Below are 17118 nucleotides of genomic sequence, written 5' to 3' on the forward strand. Positions count from 1 at the left end.
AAACTTTACAGAAATTTTTAATCGATAACAATGATAAAGAAATTAATATTTGCACTGTTGGCTATTGTGATGTTGCAACAGGCTATATATGCACAAGATAAAACCGATCAGCGTACCACCACTACCCGCATTGCCGATCTGCTGGCCCAATTGCCGGCGAGAGATGCCAAACAGCTGAACAGAAATATGCAGGAAATTGCCGATTTAGGCGAAGATGGCTATGTTGGCTTAATTGGTGGCTTAGCCCCTGGTGCAAAAGGAAATGCGGTAATTGAATATGCAGTTAGTGGTTTTTCGGCTTATGTAAGTAAGGCAGGGCAAGAAAGCCTGCGTAAAATGAGTGCTGCTGCTTATTGCAAGGCACTGGCAAAATTAACCGATAACCCAAACAAAGCTTTCGTAATCAGTCAGTTTGAACTGGTTGGAAACGATGCAGCTGTTAGTTGCATTGCGCCTTATTTAAAAGATGAAGTGCTTGCCGATCCGGCTGCCAGGGCTTTGGCTAAAATCAATACCGAAAATGCTACCGCTGCTTTGTTGGCTGCCTTGCCGGCAACAAGTGGCAAAGCACAGTTGGCTATTGTTGATGCACTTGGTCACAGCCATTCGAAACAAGCAGCTGAGGCGATAAAAAAACTTTTTGCAGGTAAAATGAGTGGCGATGTAGCTAAAGTTTGTCTCTATGCACTTGCTAACATTGCCGATCCGGCTTCGAAAGAAGTATTGGCGAATAGCGCCAGCAGTGTGGGCTTTAAACCCGAAAACACCAATGCCGTTGATGCTTATCTGGTATATGCCAACAAACTGTTGTTAACCGATAAAGTATTGGCCACAAGTATTGCGAAAGAAATATTAGAAAAAGCAAAAGGCGATGATTTGGTACATACCCGTACGGCAGCATTAAAAATAGTAGCTGCTACCGAGCCCGATTATTTATTGGCTGCTTTAAACGATCCTGATTTTAAATACCGTGCTGCTGCCCTGAAATTTGCTACAGCCAATTTAATTGCCGGCAAAGGAACAGCCGATGCCTGGATTGGTAAATTAGGCAAAGCCGATGCCGAAACACAGGTAGCCATTATCCAAATGCTGGCCCAGGCCAAAGTACAAGCTGCATTGCCTGCGGTAACCAAACTCATTAACAGTAAAGACCAAAGTGTAAAGTTGGCTGCTATTGAAGCTACTGGAAGCATTGGGCAGGAAGCTGCGCTGGCCGCCTTGCTTAAATCGATGACTAAGGCCGATACCTCAACATTAAGTGCCTATAGCAATGCCTTGCTGAGAATAAAAGGAGATGGGGTAACCACGCAGGTAGCTGCCTTTATTCCTAAAGCTAAGCCCGATGCTCAGGTTGCATTAATTAATGTACTGGCTGCCCGTGCAGCGCACAACGAGTTGCCCGCTATTTATAGCCTGCTTAAAAATAAAAACCCCGAAGTTAAAAACGCGGCTTACAGGGCACTATCTACAACTGTAAATGCACAGGATTTACCGCAGTTGTTTGTATTGTTAAACGAAACTTCCGATCAGACTGAGCTGGTGAGTGTACAGGATGCTGTTATTTCGGCAGTAAAAGGTGGTAAAGAAGAGCAGGTAGATGTAATTTTAAAACAGATGGATGCTGCAACGGCAGAGAAAAAGCCATTGTATTATAAAATATTAGGCAGTTTGGGTGGTAAAAAAGCGTTAGCTGCTGTTTCTGCAGCTTTCAGTACTGGAGGCGATGCGGATAAGCAGGCTGCTTTACTGGCTTTATCATCGTGGAACGATAGCGGATCGGCAGATGAGCTGATTAAAATAGCACGTACCACTACCAATGCAGAATACCTTAACCAGGCTTTAAAAGGATATTTAAGATTGATTAATACTTCGGGCGCTGCTCCTGAGCAAAAACTGTTGATGTTGCGCAATGCGATGGCGGTAGCTAAAACCACAGCGCAGCAGCAGGAGATTTTAAAATCTGCTGATCAGGCCAAAGCCTTCAATACTTTAATTTTTGCGGGTAAATATCTTGACGATGCAGGGCTGCAACAAGCCGCTGCCACCACGGTGATGAATGTAGTAATGGCCGGAAAATACAATGGCATCATTGTAAAAGATTTGATCAATAAAACCATCCAGGTACTAAAAGGTGCCGATGCCGAATACCAGAAAGAAGGCTTACGCAAATACCTTGCAGAAATGAAAGAAGGCGAAGGTTTTGTTTCGATGTTTAACGGAACCGACTTAACAGGCTGGAAAGGTTTAGTAGCCGATCCGATAAAAAGGGCCAAAATGGATGCCGCTACCCTGGCTACTGAACAAGCTAAAGCCGATGCCGAGATGAAAGAAAGCTGGAAAGTGGTAAACGGCGAGCTGCAGTTTCAAAGCCACGGCAATAACCTGGCTACCTTAAAAAAGTACGGCGATTTTGAAATGCTGGTAGACTGGAAAATTATCGACGATAAAAAAGGAGAAGGCGATGCGGGTATTTACCTGCGCGGCACGCCACAGGTGCAGATCTGGGATAATGCCCGTGTAAAAGTAGGTGCCCAGGTCGGTTCGGGCGGTTTGTACAACAACCGTGTAAATCCGAGCAAGCCATTGGTAGTGGCCGATAACAAACTCGATGAGTGGAATACTTTCAGGATCTTAATGCATGGCGATAGGGTTACCGTGTACCTGAACGGACAATTGGTAACTGATAACGTAGTGCTCGAAAATTACTGGGATAAAAACCTGCCTATTTTTGCCGAAGAGCAAATCGAATTACAGGCACACGGATCGCCGGTAGCTTACCGCGATATTTTTATCAGGGAAATACCAAGACCAAAACCTTTTGAGTTAAGTGCCCAGGAGAAAAAAGAAGGTTATAAAGTATTGTTCGATGGTACCAATATGCACAGCTGGACCGGAAATACAACCGATTATATTATCGAAGACGGAAATATTGCCATCAGGCCGAAACCAGGTAAAGGATCGGGAGGTAATTTATTTACCAAAGATGAGTATAGCGATTTCGTATACCGTTTTGAGTTTAAATTAACTCCGGGTGCCAACAACGGTTTAGGAATCAGAGCTCCTTTTGAAGGCGATGCGGCTTATGAGGGGATGGAGTTACAGATTTTAGATAACGAGGCCCCTATTTATAAAGATTTGCATGTGTACCAGTACCATGGGTCTATTTATGGCACTATTCCGGCTAAAAGAGGATTTCTAAAACCGGTTGGCGAATGGAATTATGAAGAGGTAGTGGTAAATGGTCCGAAAATAAAAGTAGTTTTAAACGGAACTGTAATTCTGGATGCCGATATTACCGACGCGAGAAAGAATGGTGCTGCCGATCATAAACCACACCCTGGATTACTGCGCGATAGCGGGCACATTGGTTTCCTTGGCCACGGTTCACCGGTAGAATTCAGAAACATCAGGATTAAAGAGCTAAACAATAAAGTAACCAAATAAGATTTATGACTGAAGAAATAAAAGATTCAGCTGCCGATAATTCAAGAAGAAATTTTATTAAAACCACTGCCCTTGCGGCAGCTGGTTTTATGATTGTACCACGCCATGTATTGGGAAAAGGTTACCTGGCACCGAGCGATAGGCTGCAGGTTGCGGGTATTGGAGTAGGCGGTAAAGGTGAAAGCGATTTAACAGGCGTATTTAAAGGGGGCAGATCCGATATCGCTTTTTTATGCGATGTGGACGACAGACGTGCCGCCAATTCGGTAAAACGTTTCCCTAAAGCCAAATATTACAAAGATTATCGCCAGATGCTGGATAAAGAATCCAAAAATATTGATGGCGTAGTCATTTCAACACCCGATCATAACCATGCCATGCAAGCCATGGCGGCCATGCAGTTGGGTAAGCACGTATATGTACAAAAACCATTAACCCACGATATTTACGAAGCCAGAATGCTTACAGAAGCAGCTAAGAAATACCAGGTGGTAACACAAATGGGTAATCAGGGTGCCTCAGGAGAGGGTGTACGTAAACTCAAAGACTGGTTGGATGCCGGCTTGATTGGTAAAGTACATACGGTATATTGCTGGACCGACCGTCCGGTTTGGCCGCAGGGTATTTCGTGGCCAGCTACAGGAGGCAACATCCCTGCCGAACTGGATTGGGATTTGTGGTTGGGCAGTGCCCCATTTAAACCTTATGTAGAAAAACTGGTTCCATTTAACTGGCGTGGCTGGTGGGATTACGGTACAGGTGCCATAGGCGATATGGGCTGCCATTTGGTAGAACCACCTTTTAGGATACTCGAACTCGATACCCCAACCAGTGTAGAATGTAGCGTTGGCAGTGTATATGTAGATGAGTTTAAACGCGGGTATTTCCCCGAAAGCTGTCCGCCTTCGAGCCATGTGATTATGACTTTTGATAAGACCAAAAAAACAAAAGGTAATTTGCAGATGCACTGGATGGATGGCGGTATTAAACCCGAACGTCCGGAAGAGATGCTGCCGAACGAATCATTTGGCGATAATGGCACTTTATTTATTGGTACAAGGGGTAAAATGATTTGCGATACTTATGGCGCTAACCCAAGATTATTGCCATTAACGAAAAATGCAAGCGACCGTACCAAACCTAAAGCTACCCGTGTACCGGGTGATGTGGATGGGCACTATACACAGTGGGCCGAAGCTGCTATTGCCGGTTATGGTAAAATAGAGCTTAGCTCGCCTTTCGAAATAGCGGGCCCGCTTACCGAAACCCTTTTAATTGCCAATCTGGCCATTAGAGGCATAGATGTAAAGCGCCCTAAAGCCGATGGTAAGGGCTTTACCTTTCCCGGCAGGGATATTAAAATGCTTTGGGATAAACAGAACATGAAAGTAACCAACTTTGATGAAGTAAACCAGTTTGTAAAACGCGAATACCGAAAAGGCTGGAGCCTTGGGGTATAACCTGAACCAATGTTAAAAAAGAAAAATTTAAGCGTATTAGTGGTAGGCTGTGGCAATATGGGAGCATCCCATGCCATGGCTTATCACATTTTAGATGGCTTCGAAATCTGCGGATTAGTTTCTATAGGCAACAGTAAAAACGTATTGAATGAAAAACTGGGCGGAGGCTATCCGCTGTTCAGCGATTTTTACGAAGCTTTATCTGCTACCCGCCCTGATGCAGTATGCATTTCAACTTATCCTGATACACACGAAGCATATGCCGTAAAATCGTTTGAAAGCGGTTGCCATGTATTTATCGAAAAACCACTTGCCGATACGGTTGAAGGTGCGCAGCGCGTGGCCGAAGCCGCTAAAAAGGCAGGTAAGAAATTACTGGTGGGGTATATTTTACGCTACCATCCTTCCTGGGAGAAATTTATCGAACTATCGCAGGATATGGGTAAACCACTGGTAATGCGCATGAATTTAAACCAGCAAAGCCAGGGGCCAAAATGGACGGTGCACCGTAACCTGATGAAGAGCCTGAGCCCGATTGTAGACTGCGCCGTGCATTATATCGATGTAATGTGCCAGATGACGGGATCGAAGCCTGTGCAGGTGAGCGCCATTGGCGCAAGGTTAACCGATGAAATTCCGGAATGGAACTACAATTATGGCCAGCTACAAATCCGTTTCGAAGATGGCTCTATTGGTTGGTACGAAGCGGGTTGGGGACCAATGGTAAGTGATAATGCCTTTTTTATTAAAGATGTTTTTGGCCCGAAAGGTTCGGTATCTATTGTGGCAAAAGCTGCAGCTGCTGCGGGCAATTCTGATAACATTGATGCCCATACTAAAACCGAATCGATAAAGGTGCATCATGCCGACTTAAATGAGGCAGATGAATTTGCAAAAGCAGATGAATGGATCGATCTCAGCGATGAACCCAACCACCAGGAATTGTGCAACCGCGAACAGCGTTTCTTTTTAAAAGCCATACAGGAAAACATAGACCTGACCCGGCCAACCGAAGATGCTGTTAACAGTTTAAAAATCGCATTTGCCTGCGATGAATCGGTTAAAACTGGTGAGATGGTGCGGTTGTAAGCTAATCGTCATCTCGAGCGGAGTGCAACGTAGCCGAGAAATCTATTAAGATTTCTCCATTCCGCCACCGGTGAAAAACCGGCCGCCTCCAGTCGAAATGACGATCATCGCAAAGATTAAGCATCCGGAATATTAGGCTCTACCAGTTTAATTAATTTCTCAAGAGATTCCTGCCAGCCCAGGTAACACATTTCGGCAGGGATTACCTCCGGAATACCTTCCTGCAAAACCTTAAGGTCGGTACCTACCATTGTTTTTTCCAGCCAGATAGAAGTTGTCATTACACCCGGCAAATTCGGATCATCGAATTTATCGGTGTATTTTAAAAACTCGTTGGGTTTAACCTCCAGGTATTCGCCGCCAAAAGAGTGGCCATTACCAGTGGTGAAATTATGGAACGACATTTTAAAAGTACCGCCTACCTTTACATCCATGTTGTGTACTGTGCAAAGAAAACCGTAAGGTGGTAACCACGATGCAATGGCTAAGGCTTCGGTAAAGGCCCTGTAAATCTTTTCAGGTGATGCTTTGATTACCCTGTGCAATGAAACTTTATTGGTTGACATAACATTATTTTTTGTCTTCTCTACTCATATGGCTTTTCGGTTCGCCCGTTTTTTTATGGTTGCTGCTCCACTGCCCTTGTTGCTAAAGGACTTAACAAAGGTGGCACGAAAAACCGGTTTTAAGTGTGGTAGTATGCGACAATTTTATGGGTAATTTAAGACTGTTTTGTTCATTTTCCCAATTGCATAAGCCTGATCTAAATTTACTACTGCCGGGCGTTACAACCTTAAGCTTACAGCCTGTTACTACCAAGTTGCAGACGGCGTGGGGATAGTAAGGTTTAGCGCTTACCCAAAATGTGGCTTTACGCTACTTTTTAGGTAACCAAATGGTAAAGAAAAATCGGCATATTTTGGCCGATTTGCTGGAAAATTGCCCCTTTTATTGAAAAGGTAAATGTACTAAACAGCAAAAGCCTATCGGTTAACAGGCTTTTGCTATTTTTTTATTAAGGCGGGCTAACGTTACTCACTCATGTAAAAAATCAGCTGGCCACCTTTTGTTAGCTGCTGATGTGTAATCTGGTTCTTATTTAAAGTTTTTCCATTTAGGGTAATGCGGGCAATGTAGTTTGCCTTGCTGGTTTTTTTAATGGTTTTAATCAGCAGTGTTTTACCGGTTTTAAAAGTAATGCCCGTTTGCTTAAACGCCGGGCTGGTAATTTGATAAACACCTGAAACGGGATCGACCGGGTAAAAACCGAGGGAAGCAAATATATACCAGGCCGACATCTGCCCTGCATCATCATTGCCACTCAGGCCACCCGGTCCATCACCATATTCCTCTTCGAGTATGCGGGTAACCTGTTTTTGTGTTTTGCGTGGGGCTGCGGTATAATTGTATAAAAACGGGATCTGATGGCCGGGCTCGTTCCCATGCCAGTATTCCTTTTTATCAAAAAGCGAATCAAGTTCGTTTTCCAGTTGCTTTTCTCCACCCATTAGCTTAATAAGGCCGGGCATATCATGCGGTACATAAAAAGTGTATTGCCTTGGTGTGCCTTCGGTAATATAAGGTTCGCGATGATCGGCATGGAAGGGGCTGTACCAGCTGCCGTTTTCAAATCTTCCTCTTGCCATTCCTACCTGTGTATCGAACACATTTTTATAATTCGAAGCCCTTTCCATTAGTTTTTTATAATCATCTTTTTTCCCCAGGTCTTTTGCTATCGTTGCCAAAGCATAATCATCGTAAGCATACTCGAGGGTTCTGCTTACCTGTTCTTTTTTATGAAAAGCATTGGGGATACTATCTTCCATTGGGATATAGCCATATTTCAGGTAACTGTTAATGCCACGGCGGCCTTTGCCATTAAGGTAATCGGCCGAATCGGGCATTCGGAATGCGTTTTGCCGCATTAAGCGGTAGGCTTCATTTACATCATAGCCGCGAATGCCTTTGTTATAGGCCGAGGCTAAAAAAGCAGTGCTATGATCGCCAATCATGGCTGCGGTATAACTGTTCCAGCAGGGAAATATGGGTAACCAACCACCTTGCTGCCCTTTTAGAACTAAAGCATTTGCAAAATCGTTGGCCAGGTCTGGCTGTAAAAGTTCTGTTAGGGGCAATTGGGCGCGGTAAATATCCCACATCGAAAAGTCATCGTAATAGTTGCCTTTTGCGATTACTTTACGAACATAATTGCCTGCAAATTGAGGGTATCCTCCATCCACATCGTTAAACAACCGTGGGTGTTGCTGGGCATGGTAAAGTGCGGTGTAGAAAATCCTTTTCTTTTTTTCGTTGGTATCGTTAATTTTAATCTGGCCAAGCGATTGTTTCCATGCCCGGCTTGTTTTGGCCACAACGGTTTCAAAACTGGCGATATTAATTTCTGTTTCGAGGTTAAGCTTTGCGGCCTCAATGCTGGTAAAAGAGGTTCCTGAGTAAATGGTAATCGTTTCGCCTTTTTGCAGTTTAAAGCCCAGATAGGCACCCAGGTCTTTTTGGTTTTCGATAGATTGGTTTGCCGATCTGCTTTCAGCGCTAAATACGCCACTTGTTTTAAACGTTTTTTTAATGCGGATAAAAAAATAACCGTTAAAACCAGCAGGCTCGCCCCAGCCCTGATAAATGCGGTGAACCGGGTTATAGCCCGATATTTCGCCTTTTTGCTGGTCAATTTTGATGTAACCTTTTCCCTGATCGCTGTTTGGCGTAATTAACAGGTAAACGCTATCGGTTTTTTGTGCCGTAACTTTGATAACACCGCATCGCAATGTGGCAGTAAGCTCAGTTAACAAATTATAGCCAGGTAAAATGGCCTTATAATAAGCTGGTGTAGCTACTTCGCCTGCATGCGTATAATCGGTAGCGTAAGCATTGGGGTTGGTTTTAAGTTTGCCCGAAATGGGCATGATGGTAAAACTGCCATAATCTTGCGTACACGAACCGCTTATCCAATGACTAGCCCTGATACCGTAAAATTTCTTGTTGTTGTAATAATAGGGGGCAAGGCATTTTTTTTCCGAAAGCTGGGTTTGTGGGGTCCACTGTGTCATGCTAAAAGGTGGTGCAACAGCAGGTATGGTGTTGGCCAGTCTTTCGGTTTTATCTTCTATATGTTGGCTGGCCAGTGTTGTACTGGCCGATGTACCCGAAAATGGTTGTACATATTTAATTAAAGGCTGTTGCTGCGCAAAGGCATTGGTGCAAGCGAGTACGAGAAGCAATGAAATGCCGGTAAAAAAAGTAACCGGTTTTTTTCGGGTAGGGGTGTTGTGGCTCAACAGAATAAATGGCATTGCAATTTTCATATGGGTAAAGGTAAATCAGGGGAGTGTTTTTATCGCCTCTTTCTGGTCGGCAGGCAGTTTAATATTTTTAATCGATACCTGCCCCGTTTTTTTCAAAATGATAACGTTGGGGTTTTCTGTTTTTTCAATTTCCAGGTCAGCTAAATTGATGCTACTCACATCATCAAAAATAATGGATGGCCTAAAATCTGTATCCTTATAATTCAATTTGATGTTTTTAAAGGAAATGCCTTTTGCGTGGCGTACATAAAAACCCCAGGATGGCAATTCGCCAAACATACTAAATTCGGGATAACCAGTTTCATTTTCGGTTACCTGATCCAATTGATCAATAGGAATATAGGCAATGGCTTTGGCGGCACCGCCACCGTAGGTAATGTCAATATTTTCGAGACTTACATTTTCGATATGATGCCCTGGTATACCCACAATAACTGCGGGCAATAAATTATGAAGCGGTGTTTTAGGCAGTGGCCCTTCAATGGGGTATCCGGCATCTGGTTTGGCATTTGGAATATCAGCTTTCAAATCTGCAATACGGATATTTTTTACCGAGCTATACTGCGCATCTTTATTTCTGTGGCCAAGGCGGATAAAGATGGCATTTCCGGTGTATTTTGCTACCACGCCCGCTATGTCTACCCCATCTATAAATCCACCATCTACTGCTTCGAGCGCTATTGCAGAGCGATAGGTATTGTAAACGGTTATATTTCTAACTTTTATGTTTCTGAAACCTCCATAAGAGCCTGTACCAATCTTAAAACCACTTGCGCTTGAGCGGATGGTGCAATTGGCTACATAAATGTTCTCGCAGGTTCCGGGGCGGCCTTCCGATTTAAGGCAAATGCCATCATCGGCAGCATCAATATTGCAATTGGTAATGCTTACGTTTTTGCTGTTTACAATATCGATCCCATCATTGTTCCAGTATTCGGTACTTTCTACGATTACACTGTCTATCGTTACTTTATTGCAGCTGGCAAAGTCTTGCACCCAACCGGCGCTGTTTTTAATCTTAACGTTTTTTACGGTAATATCTTCACAATTGCTAAAGGCAATTAACCTGGGCCTGTTGTATTCAGAAGGTCGTTTAACTACCCAGGTTTCGTCGTTCAGGGTGCCATTGTGCAAGAGCTGCAATAAACTTTTAACCACTTCGCGGCCCCTGCCATTAATGGTGCCTTTTCCGTTTATGGTAATGGAGTGTTGGTTGCTGGATGAAATAAGTGCTTGTGCCGCTTCTTTGCCATAATCGAGCCGGTTGGTACTGCCCAGTAATTCGGCACCCTTGTTGAGGTAAAGTTCAACCGTCGATTTTAGCTGGATAGGACCGGTAACAAACTGCCCCTGTGGCACTATTACCCGGCCACCCGATTTGCCGGCAGCATCAATAGCACTTTGTATGGCTTTGGTATTTAGCTTTTCAAGCCCTGGTTTCGCGCCAAAATCAACAATGTTATAGGTTTTGGTTTGTGCATTAACCAGGGTGCTATACAGCAAACAAACGACGGAGAAAGTAAGGGCTCTCATAAAATCTAAATTAAATTACGGGTGTACTATGCCCATGGTTTTGCGGTATTTCTGATACATTTGGAGTGCTACAGTAACAGGATTGCCAATGGTTTGGGTTGGGTAGTCTTTTCTCTGGTTTACCCATTTCCATTCCCAGTTGCTTACTTCTTCTTTAAACAGGTTGGTATTAAAATCAGTTTGCTGGTTTAGCGACTGCGCTGCGCGAGTAAAGAAAAGCTGCCACCTGGGTTTATAAAAATCACTTAACAAGCCGCTCCATTGCCTGCAGGCATATTCGTTTAAGGGGTTTTTGGCATCGCCCCAAAGGGTAATCAGGTCTTTGGCGTTCATTTCATATAATGCTTTTTCAGCGGGTGTTTGCCCCCATTGCCTTGCAGTACTTACCCAGGGGCCAAGCATAAAATCTTTTCTGGTGGCCAAAAGCCGGTCCATATCATCAATAAGCGCTATAAAATGCTGGCTTTCTGTTTTAAATTTACCGAGGTCTTTTTGGCGATAGGCAGCAGCGATTTTTCTCTGTATAGGCAAAGCATAGTTGGCCATTACCTGTCTGGTAACATCAACCAGGTCGTATTGAAAGCCATCGCTGGTTTTGCAAAGTGGTGCGGCTTTTACAAACTCATCCCAGGCCAGAAGCAGATCGTGCTCCCGGTAGTTTAAGGTGGTTTTTGCCCAGCGGGTTAACGAATCGAAAGTAGGGCGGGCCTGAATAATCGATTCGGCACCATCTCTAATGTATTTATCGGCCGGAACGTTGTACACGGTTTTCCGTAATATTTCCCATCCTTTTAGCGCATTTACATTGCTTTTTCCATAGCGGTTACGTACAAATTTGGGTAACCAGCTGTTCAGTTCAATGGGCTTGGTTTGCCAAACATTATCCATCATTAGTTCGTAAAGCACGGGGTTTTGTTCTATGCCTTCCATACTCAGGCCAATGCCTTTCATTTTGCCACTTTGCGGGTTGTTAAGCGCTTCGGCCGGAGCAGTTGCCACTACATCCATCCTGCCAAACAAGTTGGTGTTTCCGCCAAAATTATGCAGCATGTTCCAGATCCAGGGTTTGCCATAAAAACCTTTGGTGCGTTTCCAAACTGGTTCTATTTCGGTAGCCAGATCGAGCAAAATCATCTTATCGTTCGGCACTGCATTTAAAAGCGCTTCGGTTTGTGCTTCTTTCCAAAACTTCCGGTCGCTGTAAAAAAGCCATCCCTGCATTACCCAAATGGCTTTTGGATCGGCAGCCGACATGCCGTCGTAAATTCGGGCACTGAGGTTACCTAAATATGCGGGGTCGGCAGATGGTGGCTCATTCTCATTAAATGTATCGGCCGAGTAAAGGTGATCGGTGCCCAGCAATTCAGTTTGTTTCTGAAGAAACTTTTTGCCAATCTGCGCAAACATAGGATCTTCTGAATCGAGAATATAGGTATCGGCAAATCCATTGGTCCAGTTGGTGGCCTTAAGCTTTGCCTGGGGGAATTTATTTTTGAAGGCAGCAGGTACGTGTCCTGTAAAGGCAGGCAATACAGGTTTCATCCCAAGCGACCGTTGCCTGGCCAGAATTTTCTTTTGCAGCTCGAAGTGGCTTTTCATCCATGCTACCGGGAGCGGGCCACCCCAGCCATCTATATTGCCCATCCAAAACCACGAAAAATAAGCCGGGCCTGTAAAAAATCCTTTGAGTTCTTCATTTGTAAAGCCCATCTCTTTATATAACAGGTACCAGGTGTACTCTTCGCCGGTTATGGCAAGCGGCATGTTAATTCCGTGTAGTGCCATCCAATCTATCTCTTTCTCCCAGCGTGGCCAGTCCCACCAGCTCATGCTGTAATTAAAGGTGCAATAGTTTAAATAATAACGGTAATCGTAGGGCGTTTCTTTCTTTATTTTTCCTCTTACAGTGGGTAGGGTAGCAGGTAATTTTAAATTGGTGCCATTCCATGTAATCTGGCAATGTGCATATTCGGTGAGGTAATGGTAAAACGCAGAGGCAAGGGCAACACCACTGCTTCCTCTTAAAACAATTTGATTGTTTTTGCTTTCAATTTCAAAAATATCCCTGCCATTTAGGCTAGGCATACTTTCAGTAACAAAAGACTGATACCGTTTGGGTAAAATCCGTTTAATAAGTTGATTAGACGAAGCAAGATAAGCCTGCGACCATAGATTGCCGGCAAACAGCACAAGCAGTGCCGAGAGTAATATTTTTAATTTCATATCAAATTTTCAGGAACCACTTTTTATCGAAGAGGAACTTTAAGCCAAACAATTGTACAACTAACACACCTGTCCAAACTCCTGCTTGCTGCCATGCGGTTGGTATGGTATTAATTATCCCGCCAAATAGGAAGCTTGAAGTAGATTCGAAATTGAATAAGCCGTGGGCGCAAACATAAATTAATATCGAGTTGGTACCCATCCAAACCATGGGCATGCTCCATTTTTGCCAGGCCAGCACGTCGATGAGGAAATAGAAAACTGCAAACAGCAAAATACTCCAGCCTCCTGCAAAGAGTACGAAAGTACTGGTCCACATGGTTTTGTTAATGGGGAAAAAGAAACTGCCGGCTAGTGCAATAACCAGGAGTGCAGTACCAGAAGCAATTAAATATAATACTTTTTTAGCTGGATTTGGAGCTACCGCCTTATGCTGCATAAATGTTCCTGTAAATATGCCCAGCATGGCCGAGCAAATAGCAGGAATGGTGCTGAGCAAACCTTCGGGATCGTAAACAATACGGTGAAGTTTGCCCGGTAGGAACAAGCGATCGAGGTAGGCCGCAAGGTTACCTTCGCGGCTGAGTACGCCACTGCCGAAACCAGGAACAGGTATAAATCGCATAATGAGGTAATAGCCAATAAGGATGGACACAAACCAGATTACCTGTTTTTTTAGTGAAGTGTTGAGGTAAATTAAGGCAGCAAAACAGGTAGCCAAACCAATGCGGCCAAGCACACTGGCGAAACGGATATTTTCGTAACCTTTCCACTGCAGCATGCCGTTAACCACTGCACCCAGTAAAATTAAAATCAGCGTTCTTTTAATCAGTGCAAAATAAATACTACCCGAAGCAGCACTTCCATTCTTTTTATCGTTAAAATATTTCTGGTACGAAAAGGGAATAGATACGCCAGAAATGAAGATGAATAGTGGGAAAATAAGATCGTAAAAGGTAAAGCCATTCCAGGGCGAATGGTGCAGCTGGTTACTGATGCCAACCAGTATACGCTCAAACACCGAAAGGTTTGGGTTGGTGGCTATGGTCCAGTCATCATGATTTTGTACCAGTGCATGGTTTTCTTTGATCCCGTTGGCCAGTCCATGGAAAATTCCTTCGCCACTCACTATCCAGAACATATCAAAACCCCTTAAGGCATCGAGCGAAAGGAGCCGTTTGGGTTTGGCTGCAGGTTGCGCTGTTACAGGTGTGGTACTGGTATTATGATCCATTGTGCAGCTGATTGATTGGTTGGTTTTTTTATTTTTTAATCAAGGTGTTATAAATAATCTCTCCCTGGTCGTTAATGGCCTGTACACGCAACTGGCTGCTGGTAACCGAAAACAACATGAATCCATAATCGGAGGCTACCATTTCGGCATCTGTAATGAGTTTTACAGGCGTTTTTTCGGAAGCGGCACCAGAAATGAAATAATGAGTTTTTCCAGCTGGTTTAATGTACTGCAGGCTGTGTTCGTGACCTGTAAGATACACATCTACACCATATTTTTCAAAGGTTGGTTTTAACGAATTCCTAACGGCTTTGGTATCGTAAGCATCGGTACGGCTGCCCCCGGTGTAAATGGGGTGGTGGCCCACTACAATTTTCCATTTAATTGCTGGGTCGCTATCGGCCAGTGTTTTGACCAGCCAGCGTTTTTGGGCTGTTGTATCCTGTCCCTTTACATTGGGGCCATATTCGGCATTGCTGTAAAATTCGGGTATGAGTGGGTTGGTATCAATAAAAGCAATGAGCACCTGGTTATTGAGGTCGCCATTGATGGGCAGTTTTTTAGCATAGTAACGTGCGGGCATTTTCCACCTGCGGCTAATTTTTGAATAGTCTACCTGTGCATCAGGGTTCGATTTATAATCGTGGTTACCCAGCACCGGATACCAGTCCCATTGTAACGAAAAATCGGTATAAATATCTTCAAAAGAATATTTGAAAGAGGGATCCTGAGCACTGATTACACCACTTGGATAAAAATTATCGCCTGTAGAAATGATGAAATTAGCTTTTACTTCGCTTGCGGTAATGCCCATTTGTTTGGCAACCTGTTTTTGATGGTCGGCCCCATTCCGGCCCCAATCACCCATGGCGATAAAGTTTAAGGCAGCGGTTTCTTTGGTTAAATTTTTGTTTAACAGAGCAGTTTCAGATGGCGATTTAACCAAAACCTGTGCCTGCAATATTCCACAGGTAAATAGGGAAAGGAATAGTAGTAAATTTTTAGCCATGAAAATAAGTTTAGGAAATGAAAAACGGTAGGCCATTGGCTTAAATGAAAAGAAGAAAAATGGGAATTTCTCAAGGCTAAAAGCCAGAGAAATTCCCAATCATGTTTAAACCGCCAGTTAGTTATATCCGGGATTTTGTACCAGGGTATTGTTGGTAGCAATAGCTGTACTTGGAATCGGGAATATACGGCGATAAGTATCGGTATTGGTTTTCGATAAACCGTAGGTGTTCTCGAATTTTCCAAATCTGATCATATCGTTGCGGTGCCAGGTTTCCCAGGTAAACTCTTTTGAACGCTCGTTATACAAGATATCTAAAGTTAAGGCGCCAAGCGGTGCAGATGTGGTACGGTTGCTCCTTACACTGTTTACCAAACCCAATGCCGTGGCACCTAATGTTGGCGTGCCGCCTCTGAAAATGGCTTCAGCTTTCATTAATATAATATCTGAGTAACGGAACAAAGGCATGTCGTTGTTTTGGTTACGGTTAGTTGGGTTGGTGTAATCGGGTAAAAATTTAATGTTCCTGTAACCGGTATTCCATGCAATTTCATCCTTGCCCAAATCGTAAGAACCTGCGCCTAAACGCGAACTACTTAACGGAGTTAAATTTAATGCATAAGTTAACGTTCCGGCTGGTGTACCTCCGGTGTAAAACTGATCGTAACCTAAATTCGTGGTGCTCACCATAATCGGGCTTCCATCTGGCCAGTATTGCGGACCGGTAAGCCATTGTTTATTTCTGATATCGTTCGCATCATTAAAATTGGCATAAAACTCGGTTGTGGTCATTCTTGGTCCACTTGGTTTGTTGTTAGCCAGCCCATTACCACTGCTTTGGTTCATAACCGGGTTGGTAAATGAGCCAGCTGTAGAGCCTGAGTACGCATAGCGGATGCCCAGGTTCCGGTTTAAATCGTAACGGGCCAAAAACATGTTACCCGAGCTGGTTGCCGCATCAAACGGAATGGCAAAAATAAACTCCTTTTGCGTTGGCCCGTTAGTGGGATAAAACATTTGCAAATAGGTAGACATGGGTTCTATAGCATATAAACCCGAGCTGATCATTTGGTCGCAGGCAGCTATACAGTCATCGTAACGCGCTGTGCCGGTATATACAGCTGCATTCAGGTACATTTTTGCCAATATAGAATAAGCCAGGTATTTGGTTGGTAAACCATATGTTGCCATACCAGAAGTGGATTTTAAATAAGGGATAGCCGCTTTAAGCTCACTTTCAATATAGCTGAAAACCTGTGCCCTGGGCGAATTTGTTTTCAATGCTGTAGCACCATATAGCGTATCTAAGGGAACATTACCATATAAATCCATCATCATAAAGTACGACAGGGCGCGCATGGTTTTTAATTCTGCAATGTTGGTGCTTTTTGCTGCACCCGCTGGCGCTGATTGGCTAATAATTGAAATGGTTTGATTGGCGGTACCAATAATGTTGGTTAGGTACGACCAGCCTGCTGCAACCCAGGCATTATCTTTTGTCCAGGTGTGGCGATGTAATTCGAGGTACTTATTCCCGTCAATCCAATCGGAAGCAAAGATGGGCAGCACCGATTCGTCTGTTGAGCAGCTTTGTAAAAAGAAATAGGTGGTGGCATAATCGCTCCTTAAATTGATATATACCGCCCCCGATGCCGATGTTAACTGTGCTGCTGTTTGGGGATAGGTTTCTGGTGTAAGTTCTGAAGTAACAGGTACCTCAATTTTTTGGCAGGAGGTGAATATTAATGCCCCGGTAAGTGCAAATAATATTCCAAATAATATCTTTTTCATGTCCTTAAAATT

The 17118-nt window shown here is 43.9% G+C and carries 10 protein-coding genes; 3 read left to right on the forward strand and 7 right to left on the reverse strand.

Annotated elements, in window-relative coordinates; genetic code table 11:
- Positions 1–30 precede the first annotated feature (30 nt).
- Genes G7074_RS13605 through G7074_RS13615 form a run of 3 tightly spaced genes read left to right on the forward strand, consistent with a single transcriptional unit; the run spans position 31 to position 5993 of the window.
- Complete coding sequence (locus G7074_RS13605) at positions 31–3444, forward strand: family 16 glycoside hydrolase (RefSeq protein ID WP_166208836.1); 3414 nt, start codon at positions 31–33, stop codon at positions 3442–3444.
- Positions 3445–3449: 5 nt separating this feature from the next.
- Positions 3450–4904, forward strand: coding sequence for a Gfo/Idh/MocA family protein (locus tag G7074_RS13610; RefSeq protein WP_124558275.1), 1455 nt, complete (start codon positions 3450–3452; stop codon positions 4902–4904).
- Positions 4905–4913: 9 nt separating this feature from the next.
- Positions 4914–5993, forward strand: a complete 1080-nt coding sequence (locus G7074_RS13615) for a Gfo/Idh/MocA family protein (RefSeq protein WP_166208839.1) — start codon at positions 4914–4916, stop codon at positions 5991–5993.
- A gap of 116 nt (positions 5994–6109) precedes the next feature.
- Here G7074_RS13615 and G7074_RS13620 read toward each other — a convergent pair whose 3' ends face one another.
- The 7 genes from G7074_RS13620 to G7074_RS13650 form a co-directional block, all read right to left on the reverse strand.
- Positions 6110–6559 carry an SRPBCC family protein gene (locus tag G7074_RS13620; RefSeq protein ID WP_166208842.1) on the reverse strand — a complete coding sequence of 150 codons (450 nt, stop codon included), beginning with the start codon at positions 6557–6559 and terminating at the stop codon, positions 6110–6112.
- Between the two features lie 465 nt (positions 6560–7024).
- On the reverse strand, positions 7025–9316 hold the full coding sequence (locus G7074_RS13625; protein ID WP_240916536.1) for a GH92 family glycosyl hydrolase: 2292 nt from the start codon (positions 9314–9316) through the stop codon (positions 7025–7027).
- A 15-nt stretch (positions 9317–9331) separates the two neighbouring features.
- A complete protein-coding gene (locus G7074_RS13630) occupies positions 9332–10849 on the reverse strand; it encodes a glycoside hydrolase family 28 protein (protein ID WP_166208845.1) in 1518 nt (505 codons plus the stop codon).
- 15 nt (positions 10850–10864) lie between these two features.
- Positions 10865–13072 (reverse strand): alpha-N-acetylglucosaminidase, encoded by a 2208-nt coding sequence (locus G7074_RS13635; RefSeq protein ID WP_166208848.1) that lies wholly within the window; start codon positions 13070–13072, stop codon positions 10865–10867.
- Position 13073: 1 nt separating this feature from the next.
- Positions 13074–14306, reverse strand: coding sequence for an acyltransferase family protein (locus tag G7074_RS13640; protein ID WP_124558280.1), 1233 nt, complete (start codon positions 14304–14306; stop codon positions 13074–13076).
- A 28-nt stretch (positions 14307–14334) separates the two neighbouring features.
- Entirely contained in the window at positions 14335–15315 is a 981-nt protein-coding gene (locus G7074_RS13645; RefSeq protein ID WP_166208851.1) for a tartrate-resistant acid phosphatase type 5 family protein, read from the reverse strand.
- Between the two features lie 117 nt (positions 15316–15432).
- Positions 15433–17106, reverse strand: a complete 1674-nt coding sequence (locus tag G7074_RS13650) for a RagB/SusD family nutrient uptake outer membrane protein (protein ID WP_124558282.1) — start codon at positions 17104–17106, stop codon at positions 15433–15435.
- Positions 17107–17118 lie beyond the last annotated feature (12 nt).

Origin of the sequence: Pedobacter sp. HDW13 (assembly GCF_011303555.1) — a bacterium.
Lineage (GTDB): Bacteria > Bacteroidota > Bacteroidia > Sphingobacteriales > Sphingobacteriaceae > Pedobacter.